This window comes from Peribacillus sp. P4_D6, from assembly GCF_056401795.1.
Genome location: NZ_JBFUIQ010000285.1, coordinates 1 through 2,114 on the forward strand (window position 1 = coordinate 1; position 2,114 = coordinate 2,114).

General features: G+C 37.7%; 2 protein-coding genes and 1 pseudogene. 2 read left to right on the forward strand and 1 reads right to left on the reverse strand.

All coding sequences use genetic code 11. The annotated features are described in order from the left end of the window. The coding region (locus AC1DVB_RS26790) for a sulfite exporter TauE/SafE family protein (RefSeq protein ID WP_477591855.1) at positions 1-778 on the forward strand (778 nt) is incomplete at its 5' end. 175 nt (positions 779-953) lie between these two features. On the opposite strand, the gene AC1DVB_RS26795 is transcribed toward AC1DVB_RS26790, so the two are convergent. Next, positions 954-1,436 (reverse strand): DUF456 domain-containing protein, encoded by a 483-nt coding sequence (locus AC1DVB_RS26795; protein ID WP_095679827.1) that lies wholly within the window; start codon positions 1,434-1,436, stop codon positions 954-956. Positions 1,437-1,861: 425 nt separating this feature from the next. Here AC1DVB_RS26795 and AC1DVB_RS26800 point away from each other — a divergent pair. Then, positions 1,862-2,114, forward strand: a pseudogene (locus tag AC1DVB_RS26800) (IS110 family transposase); the annotation flags it as partial.

Below are 2,114 nucleotides of genomic sequence, written 5' to 3' on the forward strand. Positions count from 1 at the left end.
GGATATAACCTTTATCATTACCATCTTTTTGATTGGTTTTATAGGTTCATACGTTTCAGGGATGCTCGGCATCGGCGGTTCGATAATAAATTATCCAATGCTGCTGTTTATTCCCCCAATCTTTGGTTTAGCGGCATTTAGTGCCCATGATGTGACAGGCATAAGCGCTGTACAAGTCTTATTCGCCTCCATCGGAGGTATATGGAGCTATCGTAATAGCGGACATTTAAATAAAACGCTTATTCTCTATATGGGGATCAGTGTGTTGATCGGAAGCGTGGTTGGAAGTTTTGGATCACAAACGATGTCGGAAAACGGAGTGAATATCGTCTATGGCATTTTGGCGTTGATAGCGGCTGTCATGATGTTCATTCCGAAGAAAGGGATAGATGATATTCCTGTGGATCAAGTTACCTTTAATAAATGGCTTGCGGCCATCCTGGCATTAATCGTTGGTTTAGGCGCCGGGATAGTCGGTGCCGGAGGGGGCTTTCTATTAGTTCCCATCATGCTTATCGTTTTAAGAATTCCAACAAGGGTCACGATTGCGTCTTCATTAGCAATCACATTCATTTCATCCATTGGTGCAATAGCAGGGAAAATATCAACGGGTCAAGTTGACTTCTATCCGGCGTTGATCATGGTTGTAGCTAGCTTAATAGCCTCTCCGATTGGGGCAATGGCCGGTAAAAAAATGAATGTAAAAGTGCTGCAAGTCATACTGGCTCTATTGATTTTAGCGACGGCTGTAAAAACTTGGGCGGGGATCATGTCCTGAGTTTTGACACGGAAGGGAGCAGTTGTGAAAAGTTCTATCGTTAAAGAATTGTTCACAATAGGCCACACTAATGGTTCCTTTTCCTCCATCACTTTTTTTTCTTGTACGGACTTTGTTAATAGAAAAAGCTGACTGTTGAAAGTCAGCTTTTCCTTATGCGGCCGTTTATAAATAATTAAAAGATTACCGCTAAAATAAACCAAACAATCATCAATAATTGAAGTAATACTTTGGCTAAGCTACCGCCTAAAAAACCGATGATAGTTGCAAACCCAACTTTAGTAGCCTTCATTATATCTTTTTGAATGATTAATTCCGAAACGAGGACTGCTAAAAATGGTACGAGAATTATTCCAAAAGGAGGAAAGACAAATGAACCAACAATCGTGGCAATAGCTGCTATTGTCTCGGATGTTTTTGACCCCCCATACTTTTTAACAAAATAACTGTTTGCGATAATGTCTGCCGCGATTAATAAACCGCTCAACACAACCATACTGATCCAGAACCATAACGATAACTCATCAGGATTAATGAGGAATTGATAAACTGCAAATCCTCCCCAAATGGCAACTACCGAAGGAATAATAGGATAGATAATTCCTACAAAACTTAAAGCAAATAAGACGATCGTTAACCCCCACCATAAAATATCCAATGAAACTCCACCTTTTCATACTTACTTATAATATATCTACTAAATTATATTTCTATTTAGGGACAAACACCATTTATTCTTTTTTTGTATATTCGAATCCCGCACAGGTCATCAATTACCAAAGGATCAAATCTTGATATCAAAGGGGTTTGAGCGTTTTTATAAAACTTATAGCCAGTTTTGTTTTATTTACTCAATTGGTGGAGAATAGAGAAGGATTAAAACGTATTACAGGACAACTATTTGTAATAATTAATATTTCAAGAAACTGTGGATAAAGCTTTTTGATTATTCAGCTAACGATGAGGTTAAAAATAAGACCATCTTTTTGGCTTTTATCCGAACGGTATGTTCAATAAAATCAGGAAGCGTGGTTTTTCTATAGAAATAATGGTGTGCAGTTAAACAGCACTCACTAAGTAATTTTAGAACCTAATAAAATTAGAGGAATTCAGCTATTAGACCTTCGAAATTTGTCAAGATAACAGGAAATCATAACGAATATGTATGTGGAAGCTAAACTTCAGTTTCACACCCTTTTAGATCAAGTGTTTCCTGAATACCGGAAGGTTTTTGGGGATCTATATTCAAGGGTTTCTTTATTGATCTTAAAGGAATATCCCACTTCAGAGGAGGTATTAACAGCCGGAGAAAGTAAACTAGCAGAGAGTGTTATAG